The following is a 21,356-nucleotide window of genomic DNA, read 5'->3' as shown; positions in this document are numbered from 1 at the left end:
GCGAAATCAAGAGTAACGGCCGGTCAGCGTAGAATTGCTGACCGGCCGTACTCGTCTCCGCCCCGCGGTTGAGCCTGAAGCCGGGAGCCGGAACTAGCATGGTTACCACTGCCACGGGAAGGAGACCGGGAATGCTGAGCGCAAACGCGCGGCGCGAGGAGATTTACCACCTCGCCGTCACCACCGGTCTCGCCTCCGTGGAGGAACTCTCCGCCCGGTTCGAGGTGACCGCCTCCACCATCCGCCGAGACCTTGCCCTGCTGAATGGGCAGGGCCGGCTGGCCCGGACCTACGGCGGGGCCATGGCCCTGGGCGCGCACCCGGAGGCGTCACTGCGGCAACGCACCGGCGAGGCGTTCGAGCAAAAGCATGCCATCGCCCGCTGGGCAGCGTCCGTGATCCGGCCCGGGGAGAACATCCTGCTCGACGCCGGCTCCACCGCGGGTGCTTTAGCCCACGAACTGCGCGGGTTCGAAAAACTGTCCGTGACGACGCCGGGCATCAACACCATGCAGGAACTCGCTGACTCCGAGGGCATCGAGGTGGACTGCCTGGGCGGCCGGCTGCGGAGCGTTTCGCAAAGTTTTGTGGGACCGCTGGCAGAGGCGGCGCTGGAGCGGATGAGCTTCGACCGCGTCTTCCTCGGCGCCGACGCCGTCACGGCCGAGGACGGCATCTGCGAGGCCAGCCACGAGCAGACCCGCCTCAAGGAACTCATGGCCCGGCGCGGGAATGCTGTGTACGTGCTGGCGGATTCCTCCAAGCTCGGGCTCCGGCCGTTCCACGCGTGGGCGCGGCTGGCCCTCCCCTGGACTTTGGTAACGGACGACCGCGCCGACCCCGAGCAGGTGCAGAAGTTCCGGGACGCCGGCGTGCAGGTTGAGGTGGCGCAGGTCGGCGGCTGAGCCCCTGACTGACCGGATCACCGCGCCAGCAGCGCCGATGGGAGGGGTTTCACCCCTGCCCATCGGCGCCTGTGCAGGTGGCTTCTAGGCTGAGGCTGCCGGGAACCGCTCCCACACCCGGTGTGCTGCCAGCAGCCCGGTCAATTCCTGGACCAGGGATTCAGGCTCCTTGCTCGAGACGATGCCCGGAGCATCAAGGGGCAGGCCCGCCGCCGTCAAGACCGCGGAGTCGGCGCCCAGGGAGGCAATGGCCTTGGCATGGCGGAATGCTTCAGTCAGCAGCAATACGGCCCGTGGGTCCAATGCATCCCCGGGGGCACCGGCCTTGGCGTCGAGCCCAGGTGCGGCGTCGGGAGCCGGAGCGGCAGCAGCAGCAACGATGACGGCGTCGAACTCCGTGGAGCGGGCGGTGAGGTAGGTCCGCTGCACGGGGACCCCGCCGTCGTCCTCTGATCCAAGGAAACCGCCGGCCGGGGCGATGACCAGTGGGACGATTCCCTCGGCGTCCAAGGCCTTCCGTGCTGCGTTTACGGCAGCAAGGTCGCTGTTCTCATCGGCCAGAATCCCGACAATCCGGCCGGCGACCGGCCAGGTGCCACCCACCTGTGACACGGCAGGGCTGGGCTCGGATTCCGGAACCTGCTCAGTCGCCTGCGGCGCGGGCAGGCCCAGGCCTTGGGCCACCGCTGCGCACAGGCCCGCGTCCACGTTGGCCAAAGCTGCCAACTGCCGTTCGCGGATGGACTTTTCGTAGCACTTGCCCAGCTCGAAGGTGTAGGCCTGGATCACGTGATCCTGCTCCACCGGGCTCAGGCTGCGGAAGAAGAGGCCCACCTGGCTGTAGTGGTCATCGAAGGATGCCGGGTTCTTCCGCTCCTTGATGGAGGCAGCCACTTCCTCCGGCACGTCGATGAAGGCGCCAATATCCTGTCCAGCGAGGAACGGGCAGCCACCGTCGAGCGAGTTCGGCTGGTAGGGAGCCACTCCCCCATGGACCGCCTGCTGGTGCATCCCGTCCCGCAGCATGTCGTTGACGGGGGCCTGCGGACGGTTGATGGGGATCTGGCCGAAGTTGGGTCCACCCAGCCGGGAGATCTGGGTATCAAGGTAGGAGAAGAGGCGTACCTGGAGCAGAGGATCGTTGGTGACGTCGATTCCTGGAACGAGGTGGCCGGGGTGGAACGCCACCTGTTCGGTTTCGGCGAAGAAGTTGGTGGGGTTGGCGTTCAGGGTCATGACGCCGATGGGCTGGACAGGAGCGAGTTCTTCCGGTACGAACTTGGTGGGATCGAGCAGGTCGATGCCCTCGAACATCTGGTCTTCGGTGTCCGGGAACGTCTGCACGCCGAGCTCCCACTCGGGGTAGGCGCCTGCTTCGATGGCGTCGGCCAGGTCCCGGCGGTGGAAGTCCGGATCCATGCCGTTAATGATCTGCGCTTCCTCCCACACCAATGAGTGGACGCCCTGCTTTGGCTTCCAGTGGAACTTCACCAAAGTGGTTTGACCTTCGGCGTTGATGAACCGGAAGGTGTGCACACCAAAGCCTTCCATGGTCCGGTAGGAACGCGGGATGCCCCGGTCGGACATGTTCCACATCGTGTGCGCCTGGGCCTCGGTGTGCAGGGAAACGAAGTCCCAGAACGTGTCATGGGCGCTCTGCGCCTGGGGGATTTCCCGGTCCGGGTGCGGCTTGGCCGCGTGCACGATGTCCGGGAACTTGATGCCGTCCTGGACGAAAAAGACCGGGATGTTGTTCCCCACCAGGTCGTACGTGCCCTCGTCGGTGTAGAACTTGGTGGAAAAGCCCCTCGTGTCCCGGACGGTGTCGGCAGAGCCGCGGGAACCCAGCACGGTGGAGAAGCGCACGAAGACGGGAGTCTCCACGTCCTTGGCCAGGAAGCCTGCGCGGGTGATGTTGGCAGCAGTGCCGTAGGAACGGAACACACCATGGGCTCCTGCGCCACGGGCGTGGACTACGCGCTCGGGAATGCGCTCGTGGTCAAAGTGCGTGATCTTTTCCCGCAGGTGGTGGTCCTGCAACAGAATAGGCCCGCGCGAACCAGCTTTCAGGGAGTGGTCCGTATCCCGGAGGCGAAGCCCCTGGGCAGTGGTCAGGTACTGACCGGACTGGGCCCGCGCTGTAACCGGTGCCCCAGTGGGGCTTCCCGTGGGAGAGACCGCCTCAGGTCCTCGCTGGTCCGGCTTTGGGGGCAGCGGCTCGCGTGGAGTTGTCGGTTCTTCCAGGCTGGCAGGCTCGCTTGCAGGGACTCCGGGGATCTGGATGTTGCTCTCTTCTGGCACGAATTTTTCTCCTCAGGATGGGCAAAACTGGCAGTCCTCGGGCAATGACCGAAAATACTAAGCGTGCTTAGCATGCTCTGCCAGCCTAGGAAAGGTTGCCCAGCACCACAAATTTGCCCGGGATCCGGACTCCCTGCTCAGGAGCAAACGGATCACCCTGGCAGCGCCTCGCGCCTACTGGAGTGGGATGGCTGCCGCGAGCGCTTCGACGGCGGCGCGGGGGCTGGTCAGGACCGGAATCCCAAGGGCCGTCAGGTGGGCAGCAGCAGGTTCCATGCTTGCCTGCGCCAGGACGACGACGTCGGAGCAGCCTGCGAGCGCACGCGCCCCTTCGGCGACGCTTGAGTGGTAGGCCTCCGTCTCGCCTGCCATAAACGCTTCCCATGCCCCGTCCACGACGCTGACCTCCACTGCCACCTCGGTTCCGGCGGCTGCGGCCTCCTGCCTGAGGACCCTGGTGGTCGGCTCGACGGTGCTGCTTAATGCCACCAGGACCCCGATCCGGGGGCCGAGAGTAACAGCCCGGCGAAGCATCGGCCTGTCGATCCTGAGCACTGCCAGGCCAACGCCGGACAGACCTTCGGCGATCTCCCCGAGCGTGGAGCAGGTGCAGAGGACCACCGTGCAGCCGGCGTCGCGGAGCTGCGTAAGGTGGGCGGCCACGACGGCACGGACCCCCTTCCCTGTCCTGTCCTGCCTCGCTAGTTCCAGGGCGTCCGGGTCCACGCGGTGCACTGCACGCGCGGACGGCATAAGCTCGCGGGACAGTGCATCGAACGTCGCCACGTGCACCTGCGAAGTGTGGAGGAACCCCACGGGACCAGGAGCAGCAGTTTGGGTTTCGGTCATGGAGCCCGACATTAACAGAACCTCGTCAGGGTTCTGCGATGGTCAGGGCTCAAGCCGCTTGCGCAGGAGGCAGAATTCGTTGCCTTCGGGATCGGCCAGGACGTGCCACTGCTCGTTGCCGGTCTGCCCCACATCCGCCGGCCGGGCTCCCAGGGCAAGCAGGCGTTCCAGCTCGGCGTCCTGGTCCCGGTCCACCGGGTTGACGTCAATGTGCAGGGGCAGCCGTCCGGCCCGCGGGTTGCTGCGGGGGCTCAGGATGATGGTCGGCTGGAGGCCACCGAACCCGGCTGGCGGGCCGATCTCGATTGCACCGTCCTCCCGGTCAAGCTCCACGTAACCGAGGACGCCGCACCAGAACTGTGCGAGCAGTTCGGGATGGGTGCAGTTCAGGACCAGTTCACTGATGCGGGGAAACCATGGGACCCAGTGTACGAAGAGCAGGCGCCGCGGTGAACCCGCCAAGAACATCGGCGGCGGCCCTGTCGGGGACTTACTAGCCTGCCTGAGCACCTGCTGGCATTCGCCAAGAAAGATCGTGGCCGCGTTGGCGCGGGAGGCGCAATGTGCCTCCTGGCGCGAGGCGTGAGTTGACGCAGCGCGGGAAAGCGGGCGATCGCCTCATCGCCAGGCACCTTCCTACTTTGGCGCCTGTACACCCACCCACGAACTCCGAGGGTGTACGAAACATGTCATAGTGACGGAAACTGTGTCGTTGTGTATTATCCCGTGGGAGACAGCTCTCAATAAAGTAATCAGTAAAAACATGGAAACATCACTGTGATAATTTGTACACAACCGCTTAGACGAACTTATTATCAGGCCTTCGCTGGCCACCAGTGACGCGGCCCTCCTCCACGAAAGACGGGAGGAGCTCACTCCTCTTACCCCCCATGAACGTGACCTAGCCCGCCTCCGCGACGGCCGCTACTATGCTGAGAAGATTGAGAAGTCCTTCAGGCTGAGGACTGACTCTGGCGTGTCCCAATGCTCACTTCCGCCGAAGCTGGACGCCCCTACCGCGACTTCCGGCTCTACGTCACCGATTCGTCACCCGCGCCCGCTCGGCTTACCTCGCCGACGTCGTTACCCATACCCGGCGACTCCTTACTCAATGGCGCTTGCATGCTACACATATGGAGCGGAACCCTGCGAAGATCCAAGCCGAGCTCAAAGCCGCCAGCCGGCAACGTTTACGGCGCGAGCAGGAGCTTTCTGCGCGAGAATCGCTTCAGGGCTTTCTTACCGGTTGAGACGAAGATACCGAAGCGACCGCCCCCGGGTCCCGCTGGATCGCCTCCGAACTTTACGAAACAGCTCGAGATTCGATCGAGCAAAGCATCGACCTCGAAAAGGACGCCTCGGCGGTGGCGCCTATGTCATGCCAGTTAAGCGCATCTTTTATTCCGTTGCGGACGAGCTCCTAGGACCCCCGCTAATAGGGCTGCAAGGACATGCCGCGGTCCGCCGAAGTCCGTCGACATGACGATGTCGGCCACTACAATCGGCGCCTATGGACAAAAGTGGTCGCATAAGGTTGTTAGCGGGCGGATTCTCAGCTTTAATTGGCGCGGGTTTCCTCTTTGTTTCCCTCCCGCTCGCCTCAGGTGAGCCGTTCGACGGCTCAATTACGGTCGTACCTGGGCAACCAGGAGTTGGGGCTAGTGTGACGCTTAAATTTGACCCTGCCCACCGGGAAAAGCCGACGCCCGGGGATAAGGGGGAAGTTTCCATTTCCCTAACGAACACGCGCGTTAAGGACAGCTCACAAACTCATTGGTACGTCTTCCTCGCTGACGACGCTATTCTCGATAATGTGCGCGTCGAGGCTTCTCCCACCAGCACGAGCACGGGCAAGCCAATCGAGGGAGTTACTTTCAGGGCCTGGCAAAGTGGGAAGCCTGAGGAGTATCAGGTTTTTGACGTCACTGGATCGAACCAAGTACGTCTCGTGGGCACACCCCGTAGATCGCCGATAGCCGGAAGCCACGAGACCGCAACTATCACAATGCCAAAGGTGCTGACGAACTCCCCCGACGTCCCGGATGGCAGGACAGGCGGAGTGATTCTGGTCGAGGAGCCAGCAATAGACCTCCTACTGGCCAACCCGCGCTTCCTACCGGCATCGGCGCGAGGAGCACGTGATAGGCCAGTTGAACGTACATTCCTAATCCACACGGGGTTTTCCCAATCAAGCCAATTGAGGGTCGACCAGGCCGTTCCAGACCTAGACGCCAACAAGTGGGGCTCGCTGATCGTATGGGATTCAACCCACCCCTTCGCATCGTCGGCTACCTTTTCGGATCCTGGAGCCGCTAAAACATCAGCTATGTGGCTTGCAGTTAGCTTCTTGTTTTTCGGCCTAGCATTGCCACTCATAGTAGAAGGCATAATTCATCGGACACCCGCTGCTACCTCTAGCACTGGTAGCAGCGGCGTCAACGACGTACGTACACCCGTGCAGGAGGTGGCTTCGCGCAAAGTAGCTGTTTCCCGTCCTGCCCTGGCCGATCCCAAGAGCCGCAGCACACCCCACAAGCGATTGCGTGGCGGTCCGAAACGAAAGCGGTAGCCGGTAGGCAGGCGATAACCCCGGGGATTTCGGAGACTAAGCCCTTCCAGTCTATATTCCTTCTGAGGCTGCTGTCCCGGGAAGCCCGCATATTGCGTGTCCCTTGCCCCGGAAGGGGACCGGCTTACGGACGAGTCTGCGTCCGGCGGGAGCCGGTACGGCGCTGCGCCCGCCCCGCCGAGCACGGCGACCACTTCTACCCGTGTTTCAAGGGTGGCTCCACCAGCCTGCAGAACTTCGTCGCGGCCTGCGCCAGGTGCAACCGCGCCAAGCGTGCCAATATACCGTCGCCCGGCCAGCAGCAGCGGATGGAGCGACGACGGCGGGACTACCTTCCGCCGCCGTCCCGTTAGCGTCGGCGAGCGGCAGCCGCTGCCCTAACTAAGCCCTCTCCTAGTCGCTGACCTCCACGAAGATGGGGTTGGTGTAGAACCACAGGTCTTCCCATGGGTCGGCGTTGCCCATCTCGTCCATGGCCGGGCCTGCCGGGTCGATGTGCGCGCCCAGGTAGCCGGGCTGGGACTTCTTCCCGTCGGTACCGCGAAGGCGGATGTAGTAGTGACCTGCAGGGGTGTCCAGTTCCTGTGTCCAGATCAACGTACCGTCCCGGAGGGTCAGGTCCTGGACGGGCAGCTGGGTGATGACGCGGGTGTCCGGGGCCTGCGTGGTGTCGGAATCGGCAGCCGGGCCCGTCACGCTGCCGAGGATGACGTCAACCCGGGCGAGCTCAGGAACGAAGCCTGCGAAGTTCGGCTTGGACGCGGTGTCGATGGCGACCGTGAGCGTGACTTTGCGGCCCCGCTTGGTGGTCAGCTTTTCGCCGAGGGCGACGGACTTGGCCTGGTCGGACACCGTCACGTCGATGGCGTCTATGAGGCAGCCGTGGTTAACCCAGACGCGCCCCTCACGCAGGCCCTGCATCACGGACGTATAGCTGAACTTTTCCGCGCCGACGTGGGTGCGGCTGTAGTAGCCGGGCCAGAAGTCGTTTTCCGTGAGGTCCACGCCGCCGCTGTAGACCGGGTCCTCGGTGCGGCCCTTGGCGTCAAAGTTGCTTCCCCGCCCGCGGACGGTGGTGTCCAGGTAGACGTTGTGGCTGTCCGAGGTGGCGGTGATGGAGAACAGGCGGCCTTCAGCGAGCAGGCTGTCCCACACGCCGCCGACGGTTGCCGTCATCCAGTCAAAACCGCCCCAGGTGCGGTAGGACTCAACCGGGTAGCCCTTAAAGGAGAAGGTTCCCGGGGCGCCGTCGTAAAGACCCCGCGCGCGGCTGCCCACGTGCGGGGCGGGCAGTCCCCCGGCCTGGTGCCCGGGGGCGCCCTCCATGCCGATGACCACGTCCGGTGCTGCGGTGATCCAGGCGCGGATCTCGTGCGGGGAGTCGATGCCCTGGCGGGAAGGGTGGTTGGGAATCATGAGGATGTCCTCCACCCTGCCCTGGGCGCGGGCCTTGCCCATGAACCGGATCCCGTCCAGTGCCAGTGCTTCGTTGGCGGCGGTTCCGTCGCGGGTGCCCTTGACCCGGGCGTCCCAGCGGGATTCGATTTCCTTCATAACGGCGACGTCGTCGCGGCCCGGTGCCACGAAGACGGTGGCATGCTCGGCGCCGGGGATGTTCCACTCCAGGCCGTGGTAGACCAGGATCGATTCGCCGAATTCCTTCCGCACTTCCTCAATGACGGGCACGATCTGGTCCGTGCTGAGCTGCGAATGGGCCACGTTGCCGTGGTCGGTGAGGACAAGCCAGTCGACGCCGTGACGCATGGCCTGCCGTACATGGTCCGCCACGCGGTACTTGCCGTCGTTGCTGAACAGGGTGTGGACGTGATGGTCACCGTTCAGCCAGAAGTACCGCCCCTTCTTCGTGCGCCGGGAGGGCTCAGCAAGGGCCGGGGCCGGAGTTACTGCTGCAACTGATGCTCCCAGTCCCAGGACCGAACCGGTCTTCAACAATCCGCGGCGGGACATACCGTTTGTCATGTGGGGCTTTACTACTTTCAGGGTGGAGAAGAGGGCGGGCTCCTCCCCTGTTCACAAGGCTGGCCCCCGCTGACGGGCTTCCCCAGTCAACCCACGGCAGGTGAACAGTAGGGTGGCGGCATCTGTCCCGGCCGTTAACGCGTCCTTGCCGGGAGGAACCGCAGCAGGAAAGGAACGACGACGGCGGGACAGCCTGACGTCCGACGCTTCGGTACGTGCCGGCGAACCTCAGCCATTCCCCCTGGGCCTGCTGGTGCAGGCAGCCTCTTCAGCCATGCTTCCGGCCGCGCAGGCCGAGCCAGGTCATGACGGTGGACAGGACCAAACCCGCAACTATTAACGGCGTGGTCTTGGTGTCGGGGTGCCGCAGCGCTTCCCGGCTGATGCGTTCCCAACTGATGCCGACGAAGTACAGGGCGCCGAGCCACCCCAGCATCCGGCGGAGGACTGGGCGCGGCCACACCAGGAGCAGGACAGTGCCGGCTGCATGAACGGCGATGAAGGGCCATGGCGCAGCCAGCCCGCTGCCCGACGTCCACATGTCGCGTGCGACGTCTTCCGGCTTTCCGCGCGACAACGGATTGTCGTAGGGGATGCGTTCCCGGATGGCTCTTCGGGCCGCCGCAACCTGAAGAACCAGCTGTGCCAGCGAGACGAAGGCAAGGAGTTTCATCTGAAGTCCCTCCAGCAGCCCTACTGCTGGGGTTGCAGCCCGGTGACGGCGTTGTAGGTGTTCACCCGGCCATTGGCCCAGAACGTGCCTGTGCCGGGAATCTTGTCGGCGGTCGATTGCACCTTGGCGCGGACTGAGGTAGCCGTAGCACCGGGATTGGTGCTCCAGACAAGCGCCGCCGTTGCCGACACGATCGCCGAGGACACGGAAGTTCCGTTGCCGATGTCGTATTTCTGCGAGCGGTTGTTCGGCTTCTCCAGGGTAAACGGATGGTTCGGGAACGTCGAGTAGACGTTGACCCCCGGCGCCGCGATGTCCACCCAGCTGGCCCCGTAGGTTGAGAAGTCCGCTTTGGCATCCTTGTTGTCAGTGGCGGCGACGGCAATGACATTGGGATACCCAGCCGGGTAAATCTGCGCCTGGTTGCCGCCGTTGCCGGCTGCTGCGACGAGCACGACGCCTTTGCTCCAGGCGTTATTGACGGCAGTTTCCAGAGTTCGCGACGCCCGCACTCCTAGGCTCATGTTGATGACTTTCGCGCCGTTGCTGACCGCCCAATTGATGCCATTCGCCAGGCTGGAGCTGGATCCAACTCCGCTGTCATTGAGCACCTTGCCGGCCAGGATGGTGCATCCCGGACACACGCCCGCCACGCCGAGGCCGTTGTTGGCTATGGCGGCCACGGTGCCTGTCATGTGCGTGCCGTGGCCATAGATGTCGTCTGCACTGGCGGCTCCGCTGAAATTCGCCCGTGCAACGACCTTCGATGAGATGTCCTCGTGGTCAAGGTCCACACCGGAATCAAGGACGGCAACCTTGATTCCGCTGCCCATGGTGGTGGCCCATGCTTCGACAGCGTCAACATCGGCGTCCGGAGTGCCGCCGGCAACATCTATCCGGGACGGCGAGGTAGGTGTGGCGGTGCCGTAGTTATTGGTGAACGACTGACCTACGTTTTGCAGCGCGTACTGGCTGCCGAAGAAGGGGTCGCTCGTGAAGGCAGTAACAACCTGGTCCGGCTCAACGTACTCCACTGCCGGGTTCCGGTTCAGGGCTTCAATGAGCTGCCCCTCCCTGCCGGCTGGCACGGCAATGGAGCGCGCACCAGTGTCACCGATCGCGGCGCCCTCACTGAGGCCATGCTGTCGCAGCACCCCCGCGGCCGCGGCGTTGTCGCGGAACTTGACGATGATCTGGCCGGCCTGGGACGGCAAGGGCGCTGCAGTTCCGGGGACAGCACCGGCCATTGCGCTCAGTACCATCATCAGAACCGCGAGGCTCGCAGGGAAGAATTTTTTCATAGGGTTCATCTTGCGCCTGCCCGCACTTGCCGGATAGGGGTAAAAGCCCCAAAGTCTCGGTGATCGGGCAGTCCTGGCCGTCCTCGTGCTCGCCATTGCCGCCGTTATCGTCGCCGGGTGTGCGTCCGACGGCGGGACTACGTTGCGTCCGGCGCTTCAATTAGCGTCGGTGAACGGCAGCCGCTCCCCTGACTCAGGCTTCCCCGTGCTCCGGTTGCGATGATTACGCCGTCACGGGTGAGCGGTGCTCCGACGGGTGCGGCATGACGTTGTGGGTGCATTCCGCTGCAAGCCGCCGGGTTTGGAACAATGGACACTGCAGCATCCAGCAACCAAAGGGGCACGTCGTGGTGAACAGAATCGCCGTGCGCCGCAAACACCGCGCCCGCCGGCTGCTCTTGGGTCTTCTCCTGCTCGGAGGGCTCGCGTCAATGCTGGCACTCCTCGGCCCCGGCCTGCTCAATGGATTGCGCGCTGGGGACGGTTCACTGCTGTGGCGCCCGGAGTGCGTCGTCGAAACCTCGGAGGGGGAGGTCGGGCTCGATCGTGATGCAGCGAAGCTGGCCACCACAGCGGTGGCGCTCCAGGCCCGCGGGATGGCAGCTCCGGACACCGCGGGCGTCGACGCAGCGGTGTTGCAGCGGCTGGCCTACGGCCCACCCGGCGACGCCGGCCCTTCCCTGGCTTGCCGGGGCTCGGCGGCTGGCGACCTGCCGGTAGAAGACATAGGTGCCAACGGCCTGACACCGCGCGCCGAGCGGTTGCGTGTGGCGATGGCGGAGGTGTTCGGCGAGCAAAGCCTGGGCGGATTCGCCCCGGGTGGCGTGGACCAGGGGCACGGAGCGGACTCGACGCACTACGACGGCCGGGCAATCGACGTCTTCTTCCGCCCGGTGACTGAGGAGAACCGGCGTCAGGGGTGGATCCTGGCTCACTGGCTCGTCGCTCACGCCGAGGGCTTGGACGTCCAGTACGTCATCTTCGATGACCGGTTCTGGAGCGCGCACAGCTCCCGCGGGCAATGGCGGGATTACGACGCACCTGAACCCGGAAACGAAATTCTGCGCCACCTCGACCATGTCCATGTGGACGTGCTGGGCGGAAGACGGGACTAAGGGACCGGCCCCAACCACTCCAGGACCAAGCCCCGCGCGCCGGGGAGGCCGTCCTGCCTTATGGCCAAATGGACTAACACCATTCCAGTGTGAGGTTTCACAGGTTTTGTGTGGCGCGCGCCACTGCGTCCACCCACCCAAGCGCGGCCACCAAAGCCATCCCCAACCGCATCACCCACGCTCTTCATGGAAGGAACCCACTCATGAGCGGTGTCTTATCAGCCATCAACGGCGTTATCTGAGCGACTGGCTCGTCTATCTCTGCCTCGCCACCGGCGTCTACTTCTCTGTCCGTACCCGCTTCATGCAGGTGCGCCACGTCAAGGGAATGGTCCAGCAGCTGTTGAACGGTGAGAAGTCCGCTTACGGCGTCTCCTCGTTCCAGGCCCTGGCACCTCATCGAACAGGATGATCCCCGGCCTCCGCACCAGCCTCGGCCCCGCCACCACCATCGCCCTCCATGTGGCGATCCTCGTCGCAGCCGCGTACGGCTGCGTCAACACGGCCGCCGACGCCTGGGTGATGGGCGATATCGGCGTCGGCCTCATGGCCTGGCTGAACATCCTGGGCATCCTGGTCCTGCAGAAGCCGGCCTTAGAGGCGCTCAAGGACTTCGAGCGGCAGCAGAAGCTCGGCCTCGACCCGATCTTTGATCCGCGGCCCCTCGGCATCACCGGGGCCACCTTTTGGGAGTCCTACAAGACGGCGCACCGCGAGAAGGAATCCGCGCGGAGCTAGTTCACCGACTCACCAAGACAAGCCGGAACGACGACGGCGGGACTGGCTCCCGCCGTCGTTTTTCCGTTTCCGCCGGGGAACGGCAGCCGCGGCCCCGGTCCGGATTCAGCCGGCCGCTCCTTGGCTTAGTTCTCCCGTAGGTCATCCGCCACGCGGCGGAGGTCCTGGACCCACCCGGTCGAGCGGCTCGGGGCACTTATGCCGGCTTCAAAGTTCGCGAGCGCTTCCGCCATCAGTTCCAATGCTGCCGAAATGTTGGCCTTGAGCGCAGCATAGCCTTCATCAGAGCGGGGGTCGGACGAAGCGGATAACAGCTGCTCCGCTCCGGACTTGATGATCAATGAGGCTTCGTACTCGTTCACAGTCACACCCCGTGCTTCTTCCGGAAATGGGACTGTACAGAAACCGCCCCGCCAGCCCCACCTTACCTGCGTAGCTTGTCCAACAAACAGGTGCACCTTGTTCCAGGCTGGAAACCCCGGACCATCCAGCAAAAGACCGCGACGGCGAGGCCATGGAGTCTGTGGGGTCCCTGCGTTAGGCGAGCGAGAGGAAGAGCTTTTCCAATTCGGCGGGACCGCGGTTCCCCTGCCACCCGGGCCCGTCCTGTGCACTGGGTCGGCGGGCATGCGGCGCATCCACCGCTTTTCCTATGGGCGTATGACGAGGCACCGGACTGGTGCGCTCCGTGGGTGCCGGAGACACTACCCGCGCCGCTTACGTGGGGGAAGTCCTCGGCAACTTCGACAAGGTGCTCCACATCCACCACGAGGGCGAAGACCTGCTGATGTACCGCAGCTGGGCCAACGGCACCGGCTTGCGCCCTGCACGTGGGGCAGATGCTCGAACAGCACCGGCAGGTCACGCAACGGTTGGAGGTCATCGAGCCTGTCCGCCTGCGCTGGATGTCGACGACGGATCAGGAGCAGGGTGGGGCGCTGGCCGCACGGTACTAGGACCTCTCGGCCATCCTCAAAGTACACCTGCGCCGCGAGGTCACAGAGGTGATGCCCGTCGCAGACAGGGTGATGACAGAGAAGGAGATAAACGGACTGGGGCAGCACAGCATCGAGCAGTTTGGCAAAAAATTCCTCGTTTCCTATCTGGGGATGGTGCTGGCCACGAACCCGCCCGCAGACCGGAAGGAACTGTTCAACGAGATCCCCGCGCCTGTCCGCCTTGGCTATCGCCTTACCGGGCGCCGGATGTACCGGAAACAGTACTCGACGCTTTTTCCTGGACGTCCGGTTCCCGAAACTCTCTAGCCTGCGCGGGGGGGGGGGGGGGGGGGGGGGGTTTCCCCAACCCCCTGCCCCTCTCTCCTTTTGCTTGCACCCAACAAGGGCCGGGGCCCTCCCCCCCCCCCCCCCCCCCCCCCCCCCCCCCCCCCCCCCCCCCCCCCCCCCCCCCCCCCCCCCCCCCCCCCCCCCCCCCCCCCCCCCCCCACCACGCCGATGCCACTGCGCGCGTTGGCGTGAATACGACAGGGGACGGGGACCGTAGCCCGGTGAGCAAGGCTGCAGCAGTTTCCACGCTCGCCTGGGCAAGGACGACGGCGTCGCAGCGGTTCGCCAGGTCGCGGGCCGCCTGCGCAATGCGGGAGTGGTAGGCCTTCACGTCGCCGGTGAGCGCCGTTAGGAAGAACAAGCGCGAAGGCGGCACCGTGTATCGTGGCCCCATTATCCGTGTGGGGGATGGCGCGAGCCTTACTGGCAGACCGAAGGAGCCTTCGATGGACTACACGTTCGACGTCCTCGTCATAGGGGGCGGACCCGCAGGAATGGCCGCCGCCATACGCGCCGCCGAACTTGGGGCGCGAACCGCTGTCGTTGAGCGCTCGGCCCTCGGAGGCACCTGCGTAAACTCGGGCTGCGTTCCCACCCGTGTACTTGCGAAGACCGCCCGTCTGTTCCGCGAGGTCCGGACAGCCTACGACTATGGAATTATCGTGGCCGAGCCGTCTGTCGACTGGAACAAGACAGTGCAGCGGGTACGCGCCACCGTCGCCCGCGTCCTGGAGGCCAAGGGGTACGGCCCCACAATGGAGCGCCTGGCCATCGAGCTGATCGAGGGCGACGCCGAACTCACCGGCGAGCACACTGTCGTCGTCGACGGAAGCGTCATCACCGCCGCCTCCATCATTCTGTGTATTGGCGGGAGCGGCCGCCGTCTCCCCATCGAAGGTGCCGAGCATGCCGTCCTGCCACACGAGGTGCTGGACCTTGACCGCCTACCCGGCACGGTGGCGATCATCGGCGGCGGCCACACCGGCGCGCAGATGACCACTATCTTTGATGCCTTGGGCTCCCGGGTAATCCTCCTTGACCTCGCGCCGCGGATCCTCATGACCGAAGACGAGGACGTCGCCGCCGCCGTCACCGCCAGCTTCGCGGGCAAGGGCGTCCAGGTGGAAACGGGTATCGGCGGCATCGAAAGCATCCGTCAGGAGGGCAGGAACCTCACACTCACCTGGCAGCGCGGTGGAGAACGGCTGTCGAAGTCAGTGGACGCGGTCATCATGGCAGCAGGTTGGCCCGCGAACATCACCAACCTGGGTTTAACGGCGGCGGGCGTCAATACCGCGCGCTCTTTCATCCCGGTGGATGACTACCTGCGGTCAAACGTCCCGCACATCTTTGTAGCCGGCGATGCCAATGGCAGCAGCATGCTGGTCCAGGCAGCCGTCTTCGAAGGTGAGACCGCGGCCGAGAACGCCGTGCTCGGTGCCACCCGCACCACGCCGCATCACCTCCTGCCCGAGGGCGGCTTCACTGATCCGGACTACGCAGGTGTGGGCCTGACCGAGGCGAAGGCTAGAGAGCGCGACGCCGAGTGCCGCGCCGTCTTGGTGCCCTACGCCGTAGTCGAGCGGCCCATCATTGATGACCGGGAACAGGGCTTCCTGAAGCTCGTGGTCGACCGGCGCCGCGAACTGATCCTTGGCGCACATGCGGTCGGGGAGAACGCCGTCGAGGTCATCACCGCCGTAGCTTCCGCGATGGCAGCCGGCACTGACCTCGCGACACTCGCCCGGGTGAAATTCGCCTACCCGACCTACAGCTCGGTTATCGGACATGCAGCAAGGGCTGCCCTGCGCAGCTAGTCGACTGCCAGCCGCAGTTTCCGCCGCGACCGTCCGCCGGAACACGCGCGTCCCCAACCTGCAGGAGTATTTGTCTGGCGAGGGCGGGATCGACAATCGTTCTCTAGGAACCCCCGGGAACTGGCGGAACATTCGTGCCATTCGGATTGTTACACAGGGTAATGATGACTCCTCAGGAATTAGACCTGACCTCTATGTCTCCCACCCGCTTGTGGGTCCCCAAACACGTGATGATCACCCGGGCCGCAGCGGATTTACCGCATACAGCAGAAATTATCAGGCGTTGCGAGCGGGCCGGCGTCGACGACATCCGGTTCATGCCCGGAAATGCGCTTACAGGGCTCCGCGGAGCCAGTGACCGGGAGACATACGCATCCGCGAAGAACACCCTTGCGGTGGTCGTGGCCCCTCCAAGCGCCCTCAAGCCGCAGCCGATCCCGCCAAGCGCTGATTGGCGCATCGACCTCGCCAAGGGCTGCCCAGCTCACTGCCAGTACTGTTACCTCGCCGGATCCCTGCAAGGGCCACCTGTTACCCGCGTGTACGCCAATATCGACGACGTGCTGGATGGAATACGGACTCATGCCGGCAGAGGTTCCGTCACCCGCGGGACCCTTGAGCGTGGTGACGAGGGAACGACGTTTGAGATGTCCTGCTACACCGACCCACTCGGAATCGAGAGCGTGACGGGTGCCCTTGCTGCCGCGATCTCACGCGTCGGGGCGGGCGAGTTCGGGAGCGAGGTGCAACTGCGGTTCACGACCAAGTTCGACGACGTCGGTGAGTTGGTGACCCTCGATCATGGACGTAAAACACGGATCCGGTTCTCGGTCAATGCTGCGGAGATAGCAAACCGCTTCGAAGGCGGAACCGCGCGCATGCCCGCGCGGCTCACTGCTCTCCGTTCGGTGGCGACGGCCGGCTATCGGGTGGGTCTGACAATTGCCCCTATCATGCCCGTACCCGGCTGGCGGGAGCAGTACGGCGCGCTCCTGAACGACGTCTCCGAGGCAGTCGCCGGCATCGACGACCTCGATCTCACAGCCGAGATCATCACGCACCGCTTCACCCCCGCCAGCAAGGAGGTGCTGCTGGGCTGGTATCCGAGGACCAAGCTCGAAATGGACGAGGATTTGCGGAGCCAGAAGCGTTCCAAATTCGGCGGCGTCAAATACGTGTACCCGAAGCAGACCATGACGGAAATGCGCCAGTGGTTCACGGAGGAGCTGGAGCGGCGGCTTCCGGCTGCCCGGCTCCTCTACTGGACGTGACTCCGCTAGTGTCAAGACAGTTAATCAATCGAAGGGATCCACCGTGTCTGTCATTGCGATCATCGGAGCTGGACCTGGCCTTGGAGCGGCAGTTGCGCGAAGGTTTGGGCGCGAAGGCTTCTCGATAGCCCTGATCTCAAGGAACCAGACAAAGCTTGACGCCATGGCCGCGGATCTCGAGGCCGGCGGCTTGACCGCGCGTGGTTACGCCGCGGACGTGCTAGAACCGGCGGCACTTGAGGACGCCCTCGCACGTGCCGCGGCAGAGCTGGGACCCATCACCACGTTGCAGTACAGCCCACTCCCGTCGCGCGAATACCTGAAGCCGGTACTCGACATGACTCCCGAGCTGGCGCTTGAAGCATTGCAGTTCTCGGCTCTCGGGCTAATCCACGCGTTACGTACAGTGCTACCAGCGATGCGTCAGGCAGGAGACGGCAGCGTCATCCTGATCAACGGCGGAACCTCGGTGAAGGCTCGCGCCGACTTTGCAGGCACGTCGGTCGCGTTCCCGGCCGAGAGCGCCTACGGTGAGATGCTCCACGACGCACTTGAGGTTGAGGGCATCCGTGTCGCGCAACTCGTGATCCCCGGGGCCATTCCTAAGCTTCAGCTTGCCAATGGCATCGACGACGTCGCCGATCGCATTTGGGGCCTCCACGCCGTCGCGGGTCCGTTCCGCACCATGCTCATCCCGCTCGAGGAGGGCAGGGAGTAAGGAGGTCCTCTTTGTGCATCCTAGGACCGAGCCTCATCTGCTGCAGGGGATTCGGCGATCTGCTTGATTGCGGCGAGGGTTTTCGGGATCCCGTCGAGCGCCTGCCGGGTGCGGTCGGCGATCTGGGCATGCGCGTCGTCGCCAAACTTCTCCTCGAACATGGCGATGCCGGCCGGCAGGAACTCCCACGTCTCGGTCAGAATCGTCCCGACGTCTGCCGGAGCCAGGGTGAAGCCCCAGCGGACAAAGCTGCCGCCCACCACCCAGGCGAACTCCCGGCCGCGTTCGGCAGCCACCACCTGCGAGCGGGTCTCCCAGGTGCGGTGCGGGAGCTCGTTACGTCCGGTGAACCAAGCGCCGACCTGTCCGGCGCTTGCGTCGTCGTCCCACCAGCACGAGGTGCAGACCGGACTCCACTCGCCGGTGCGGGTGATGTCGGAGACCAGGTCGTAGAGCGTCTCGGCTGAGGCCGGGACAGTGACTGATTCCTGGTGTTGGCGGATGCTGATCGGATTCATGGATTCATCCTTCGAGACGGTCATTTCTTCTGCCGCCGGCTGCCGCCGTGCCAGTCTTCCTGCTGGCCGACTGTATCGGCGCTGACTCCGAAGGCCGGAAGCTGCGGCTGCTCGCGCATGCTTCGCTTGAGTTCCGCGAAACCGGGGAAGCGTGCCAGGCCCACCACGTGGTCCCACAGCTCGGCGGCGGAATCTTCGTCCGGCAGCCGGCTGATCACCGGCCCGAAGAAGGCCACGCCGGCGGGCGGCTCGAAGTGGATGATGGGTGTGCCTACGTCCTTGCCCGTCAGCCCCAGCGCCTCATCCGTCTCCTGCCGGATCTCGCGGTCCCAGGAGTCGTCGTCGAGCGCTTCCGCAAGTGTCATGGGCAAGCCGGCCTCGGCAAGGATGGGCTCCACAAACTTCCGCGTTCCGCGCCGCTCGCGCACCTCGCCTTCGGTGCGCTGATCCGTGTCCGGGGCGGCTTCGAAAATGTGGGTCCCCAACGCCTCGTACAACCGGGCGATCGATTCGCGGCCGTGCTCCGCGCGGGCCTTGGCCGCCACCCGCAGAAGCCGGAGCCCGGCCGTGTGTCCGGCTTCGTACTCCGGCGGAAAATGCGCGTCATAGTCAACCTCGGCGTTAATCTGCCGCAAGGAGATGAACCGCCAGTCCACGGTGTACTGGCGCTGTGCCTGTACCTGCCGCACCCATTTGCTGGTCATCCAGGCGAATGGGCAGACCGGGTCGAAATAGAAGTTGATGTCGGCATTCATCCGTCCACCCTTGCACCGGCAAGTGACGCACGTCTAATCGATTCCCACGGACCCGGCTGCTTTCGATGCAACGATAGCTGTCATGATCGGGGGCCGTCGACGCTTGCAGCTTGTCCAACAAACGCATCAGACGTTGCACTAGGCTGGAATCCCCCGGACCCACCACCAGCAAGCGAGGCATAACGTGCACCAGGACGCCGCCCGGTTCCTGTCCCAGCCGGTGGCCGCCCAGCCCGGCTCACCCCTCCGCGTCGCGGTGTACTCGCGGATCGCCGAAGCCATTCGCAACGGTCTCCTCACGCCCGGCTCCATGATCCCCACCGAAACCGAACTCGGCGCCGACATGAAAGTCAGCCGCACGGTGGTCCGGGAAGCCCTCATGCTGCTCGAAGAAGACGGGCTCATCAGGGCGAGGCGCGGCGTCGGACGTTTCGTCTCGGACACACTCCCCCGCATCGGCATCGAACGCATCCGCCCCTTCGAGGAAGTCCTCGGCAGCCCCGGCCAGCAGCTCGAGGTCAAGCGCATCCAGGTGGTGCGCCAGCCCGCGTCCGAGTTCGCCGCCCCCGGCGTCGGCGTCGAGCCGGGCACCGACTGCTGGCTCTGGGAATCGGTCCTGATCCGCGACGGCGAGGCCATCGCCCACCTGCAGGAAAACATCTCCGCCCAGCCCGTCAGCCTCGGCAAGAACGCTGCCGCGCCCCTGGATATAAACGACGACGGCGGCGCCACCTTGCTTGCCGCGCTCAACAACCAGCTGGGCCGGCTGCCCGGGCCGGGCGAGTGCCAGATCAGCCCCAGCCAGGTGGGCCCCAGCCGTGCGCCGCTCATGGACCTGCGCCCGTCCGATCCGGTGCTGGTCCTCACCCAGTACGTTCGATACGGCAACCAGCCCTTCTACCTGGCCAAGTGCCTGATCGCCGCCCGGGCCGGGCACCTTTCGGTCATGCAGCAGTTCCAATCCTGATGCGGAACCCGGGGCTCAACAACCGGCGCTACGAAAGGTACATCCCTGCGGCACCGAGCGACGCAGTGCAGCGGTCGGACTCAACTTGGCAGTGGCGGGAATTCAGGGTCCACCTTGAGCATGTCGGCGATCCGGACGCGCCGGTGCGGATACTGCTGGTTCATGGCGCCGGCGGCAACAGTGCGGCGATGTGGCCGTACGCGGCCAGGCTTTCGGAGCTGGGCGCCTACGTCACCGTCCCCGATCTGCCCGGCTACGGCCAGACCACGGCTCCCCGCCCCGGACGGATCCGATATGACCACTGGCGTCGGTTCCTGGTTGACCTGGTCCGGAGGGAAGCCGACCTCCGGCCGCTCGTTATCATGGGTGCCAGCTTGGGCGGCATGCTGGCTTACGACGCGGCAGCCGAAACAATCCTGGCCTCCCACTTGGTTATCACCTGCCTGCTCGATCCCCGGGACCCGGCCGTCCGCCGCCACCTGGCCTGGCATCCGGCCTTCGCCGGGATCGCCGGCCCGGCACTGCGAATCGCAGCGGGCCCGCTGGCCAACCTTCGCCTGCCCATCCGCTGGATCGCCGACATGCGGCATATCGCCAACAACCCCGTGCTGGTGGCCGAGGTGCTGGCTGACGGGCGGGGCGGCGGGGGCAGGGTCCCGCTGGGCTGGATGCGGAGCTTCTTGGAATCGTCGCCGCTGATCGAGCCCGAGGATTTTCGGACAACGCCGGTCCTAATGGTCCATCCGGGCCGGGACGAGTGGACTCCCCTGGAGATCAGCCGACCCTTCTTTGAACGCATTACCGCCGAGAAGTCGCTGGTGGTCCTCGGAAACTGCGGCCATTTCCCGGCCGAGGAACCGGGCCTCGGGCAGATGATGGCGGCTGTGCAGCAGGTAGTCGGAAGGCTCAAAGCCCAAGCAGACAGCCGGTAAAGTTGACGCTCCGCACGCTGGTGCGCGCCGCCGTCGTACATTCATTTCCTGCCACGTTCGTAGCGACCGCATAGGCAGGTTCCCGCCTAATTACTACAGCTTCCAAGCGCGTCACAGCGCCAGGGGCCAGGTCTTTTGAGAGACTGGCAAAGTTTGTACACCAAGGAAGAGGGGGCTCCTTTATGGAGGCAGCAGCAGTAACCACGTGGATGTTCGTCGAAGAATGTCCTATTCCACAAGACGTGATGGAGCTGATGCTCCCGGGCGAGCAGCCGGTTGCCGCTTACCGTACCTTCCGGGACAGCGCCATCTTCACCACCAAGCGCATGATTGTACGCGACGCCCAAGGCATCACCGGAAAGAAGGTGGAGGTGTACTCGTTGCCGTACACCGCCATCAACATGTGGTCCTCGGAGAATGCGGGCAAATTTGATCTCGACGCCGAACTGGAGCTGTGGACCCGCGCAGGCCATATCAAGATCAAGGTGGGCAAGAAGGTAGACATTCGCCGCCTCGACATGCTGATCGCGCATTCGGTCATCGGCTCACAGAACTAAGACGGGCGCAACGGAAACGGCGGGAAGACAACATCCCAATGCTTTCTTTCCCCCATTTCTTTGTTCGGGGGTTGGAAGGCTAACACAACGGGACAAGATTTCCC

Annotated in this window: 20 protein-coding genes and 1 pseudogene; 12 read left to right on the top strand and 9 right to left on the bottom strand. The window is 64.6% G+C overall.

Annotated elements, in window-relative coordinates; translation table 11 throughout:
- Window positions 1-131 precede the first annotated feature (131 nt).
- Window positions 132-905, top strand: a complete 774-nt coding sequence (locus AC50X7_RS18290) for a DeoR/GlpR family DNA-binding transcription regulator (protein ID WP_494980315.1) — start codon at window positions 132-134, stop codon at window positions 903-905.
- An 84-nt stretch (window positions 906-989) separates the two neighbouring features.
- On the opposite strand, the gene AC50X7_RS18285 is transcribed toward AC50X7_RS18290, so the two are convergent.
- From AC50X7_RS18285 to AC50X7_RS18275, 3 genes are all read right to left on the bottom strand, one after another.
- Complete coding sequence (locus AC50X7_RS18285; protein WP_494980314.1) at window positions 990-3,206, bottom strand: catalase; 2,217 nt, start codon at window positions 3,204-3,206, stop codon at window positions 990-992.
- A gap of 174 nt (window positions 3,207-3,380) precedes the next feature.
- Window positions 3,381-4,055: an aspartate/glutamate racemase family protein gene (locus AC50X7_RS18280; RefSeq protein ID WP_494980313.1), complete on the bottom strand. Its 675-nt coding sequence runs from the start codon at window positions 4,053-4,055 to the stop codon at window positions 3,381-3,383.
- Window positions 4,056-4,097: 42 nt separating this feature from the next.
- Window positions 4,098-4,523 (bottom strand): VOC family protein, encoded by a 426-nt coding sequence (locus AC50X7_RS18275; protein ID WP_494980312.1) that lies wholly within the window; start codon window positions 4,521-4,523, stop codon window positions 4,098-4,100.
- 2,193 nt (window positions 4,524-6,716) lie between these two features.
- Between AC50X7_RS18275 and AC50X7_RS18270 the strand changes: the two genes are divergently transcribed.
- Window positions 6,717-6,977 (top strand): HNH endonuclease, encoded by a 261-nt coding sequence (locus AC50X7_RS18270; protein ID WP_494980311.1) that lies wholly within the window; start codon window positions 6,717-6,719, stop codon window positions 6,975-6,977.
- A 40-nt stretch (window positions 6,978-7,017) separates the two neighbouring features.
- On the opposite strand, the gene AC50X7_RS18265 is transcribed toward AC50X7_RS18270, so the two are convergent.
- The 3 genes from AC50X7_RS18265 to AC50X7_RS18255 all read right to left on the bottom strand — a co-directional run bounded on the left by AC50X7_RS18265 (window position 7,018) and on the right by AC50X7_RS18255 (window position 10,578).
- Window positions 7,018-8,604 carry a PHP domain-containing protein gene (locus AC50X7_RS18265; RefSeq protein ID WP_494980310.1) on the bottom strand — a complete coding sequence of 529 codons (1,587 nt, stop codon included), beginning with the start codon at window positions 8,602-8,604 and terminating at the stop codon, window positions 7,018-7,020.
- A gap of 268 nt (window positions 8,605-8,872) precedes the next feature.
- Window positions 8,873-9,277: a hypothetical protein gene (locus AC50X7_RS18260; protein ID WP_494980309.1), complete on the bottom strand. Its 405-nt coding sequence runs from the start codon at window positions 9,275-9,277 to the stop codon at window positions 8,873-8,875.
- 20 nt (window positions 9,278-9,297) lie between these two features.
- Complete coding sequence (locus AC50X7_RS18255) at window positions 9,298-10,578, bottom strand: S8 family peptidase (protein ID WP_494980308.1); 1,281 nt, start codon at window positions 10,576-10,578, stop codon at window positions 9,298-9,300.
- 347 nt (window positions 10,579-10,925) lie between these two features.
- Between AC50X7_RS18255 and AC50X7_RS18250 the strand changes: the two genes are divergently transcribed.
- The 3 genes and pseudogenes from AC50X7_RS18250 to AC50X7_RS18240 form a co-directional block, all read left to right on the top strand.
- Window positions 10,926-11,693: a VldE C-terminal domain-containing protein gene (locus AC50X7_RS18250; RefSeq protein WP_494980307.1), complete on the top strand. Its 768-nt coding sequence runs from the start codon at window positions 10,926-10,928 to the stop codon at window positions 11,691-11,693.
- On the top strand, window positions 11,656-12,105 hold the full coding sequence (locus tag AC50X7_RS18245) for an alanine:cation symporter family protein (RefSeq protein ID WP_494980306.1): 450 nt from the start codon (window positions 11,656-11,658) through the stop codon (window positions 12,103-12,105). Before AC50X7_RS18250 ends, AC50X7_RS18245 begins: the two co-directional genes overlap by 38 nt.
- 44 nt (window positions 12,106-12,149) lie before the next feature.
- Window positions 12,150-12,431, top strand: a pseudogene (locus tag AC50X7_RS18240) (alanine:cation symporter family protein); the annotation flags it as partial.
- A 125-nt stretch (window positions 12,432-12,556) separates the two neighbouring features.
- On the opposite strand, the gene AC50X7_RS18235 reads toward AC50X7_RS18240, so the two are convergent.
- The gene (locus AC50X7_RS18235) at window positions 12,557-12,799 is read right to left on the bottom strand and encodes a hypothetical protein (protein WP_494980305.1); all 243 of its coding nucleotides are present in this window, start codon (window positions 12,797-12,799) and stop codon (window positions 12,557-12,559) included.
- A gap of 636 nt (window positions 12,800-13,435) precedes the next feature.
- Here AC50X7_RS18235 and AC50X7_RS18230 point away from each other — a divergent pair.
- From AC50X7_RS18230 to AC50X7_RS18215, 4 genes are all read left to right on the top strand, one after another.
- Window positions 13,436-13,696, top strand: a complete 261-nt coding sequence (locus AC50X7_RS18230; RefSeq protein WP_494980304.1) for a hypothetical protein — start codon at window positions 13,436-13,438, stop codon at window positions 13,694-13,696.
- 467 nt (window positions 13,697-14,163) lie between these two features.
- A complete protein-coding gene (locus AC50X7_RS18225; RefSeq protein WP_494980303.1) occupies window positions 14,164-15,534 on the top strand; it encodes a dihydrolipoyl dehydrogenase family protein in 1,371 nt (456 codons plus the stop codon).
- A 161-nt stretch (window positions 15,535-15,695) separates the two neighbouring features.
- On the top strand, window positions 15,696-16,805 hold the full coding sequence (locus AC50X7_RS18220) for a spore photoproduct lyase family protein (protein ID WP_494980302.1): 1,110 nt from the start codon (window positions 15,696-15,698) through the stop codon (window positions 16,803-16,805).
- 43 nt (window positions 16,806-16,848) lie between these two features.
- Window positions 16,849-17,523 (top strand): SDR family NAD(P)-dependent oxidoreductase, encoded by a 675-nt coding sequence (locus AC50X7_RS18215; protein ID WP_494980301.1) that lies wholly within the window; start codon window positions 16,849-16,851, stop codon window positions 17,521-17,523.
- Window positions 17,524-17,543: 20 nt separating this feature from the next.
- Here the strand turns inward: AC50X7_RS18215 and AC50X7_RS18210 are convergent, their stop codons facing one another.
- The gene (locus tag AC50X7_RS18210) at window positions 17,544-18,041 is read right to left on the bottom strand and encodes an SRPBCC family protein (RefSeq protein WP_494980300.1); all 498 of its coding nucleotides are present in this window, start codon (window positions 18,039-18,041) and stop codon (window positions 17,544-17,546) included.
- Between the two features lie 20 nt (window positions 18,042-18,061).
- Window positions 18,062-18,796, bottom strand: coding sequence for a mycothiol-dependent nitroreductase Rv2466c family protein (locus AC50X7_RS18205; protein WP_494980299.1), 735 nt, complete (start codon window positions 18,794-18,796; stop codon window positions 18,062-18,064).
- 184 nt (window positions 18,797-18,980) lie between these two features.
- Between AC50X7_RS18205 and AC50X7_RS18200 the strand changes: the two genes are divergently transcribed.
- The 3 genes from AC50X7_RS18200 (at window position 18,981) to AC50X7_RS18190 (ending at window position 21,252) form a co-directional block, all read left to right on the top strand.
- Window positions 18,981-19,763: a GntR family transcriptional regulator gene (locus tag AC50X7_RS18200; RefSeq protein ID WP_494980298.1), complete on the top strand. Its 783-nt coding sequence runs from the start codon at window positions 18,981-18,983 to the stop codon at window positions 19,761-19,763.
- On the top strand, window positions 19,763-20,695 hold the full coding sequence (locus AC50X7_RS18195; RefSeq protein WP_494980297.1) for an alpha/beta hydrolase: 933 nt from the start codon (window positions 19,763-19,765) through the stop codon (window positions 20,693-20,695). The genes AC50X7_RS18200 and AC50X7_RS18195 overlap by 1 nt, the downstream gene beginning before the upstream one ends.
- Before the next feature lie 182 nt (window positions 20,696-20,877).
- Complete coding sequence (locus tag AC50X7_RS18190) at window positions 20,878-21,252, top strand: PH domain-containing protein (protein ID WP_494980296.1); 375 nt, start codon at window positions 20,878-20,880, stop codon at window positions 21,250-21,252.
- Window positions 21,253-21,356: the final 104 nt, after the last annotated feature.

The sequence above is a fragment of the Pseudarthrobacter sp. Hb11 genome, assembly GCF_059383655.1.
Note: the sequence above shows the minus strand (reverse complement) of the source record. Positions and strands in the feature narration are given on the sequence as shown.